This window comes from Pseudoalteromonas sp. MER144-MNA-CIBAN-0113 (assembly GCF_040308965.1).
In the GTDB taxonomy this organism is placed as follows: Bacteria; Pseudomonadota; Gammaproteobacteria; order Enterobacterales; family Alteromonadaceae; genus Pseudoalteromonas; species Pseudoalteromonas tetraodonis.
Window position 1 is genome coordinate 1 of the sequence record NZ_JBEOOG010000196.1, and the last position, 576, is coordinate 576.

At 35.2% G+C, this 576-nt stretch carries 1 protein-coding gene; it reads right to left on the minus strand.

Annotated features, from left to right (window positions below; translation table 11 throughout):
* Positions 1 to 171 precede the first annotated feature (171 nt).
* Positions 172 to 507 (minus strand): hypothetical protein, encoded by a 336-nt coding sequence (locus tag AAEY57_RS19380; RefSeq protein ID WP_350608593.1) that lies wholly within the window; start codon positions 505 to 507, stop codon positions 172 to 174.
* Positions 508 to 576 lie beyond the last annotated feature (69 nt).

A 576-nucleotide genomic window follows, 5' to 3' on the forward strand; every position in this document is an offset into this window, starting at 1 on the left:
TTCAAGGTTAAAAAACAATCAAGTGAAATGTGTAGAACCAGTTCCTAAAAAGAGTAATTCTACAACCTCAACGCCCCATTAAGAGGCTTTTAATTGTTGGTTAAAATGTGAAGCGAAGCGGAACCTAACCAACTGTTAAAAGTCCTGCTTGAATGGCTTGTTATACGTACATTACTTTAAAATAGCCAAGACTAATTGTAATAAGACAACCGCCCCCATTAAGTACATATTATATGTTCGAAACTTTTCGAAATCTCTTACTTTGTTATCATTTATTTTTGAAAAATAACCCGTTTTAAGCGACTCATTTAAGTTAGCATTAGTAGTAGACCATTGAGAACTTCCCATCGAGTTATGGGTAAGCTTCTCCCACTCCTCAGGATAGACAGAAGCCAAGTATTTACACATATCTTTAAACTTTTTGATTTGAATAAAAACAAGCATAGATATAAAAATTAAGGGGATAAAACTTTCCATGTATCTGCAACCACCTGTACGTATAGACATAATGACTCCCACACGGTGTTAGCCTCCGCTTTTCGTGGGTTAGCTTAATTCAAAACCAGAGCCATAATT

What these genes read in the sequence shown, in the direction of transcription:
- AAEY57_RS19380 (WP_350608593.1), bottom strand. Translation starts at nt 507, where the DNA reads ATGTCTATACGTACAGGTGGTTGCAGATACATGGAAAGTTTTATCCCC.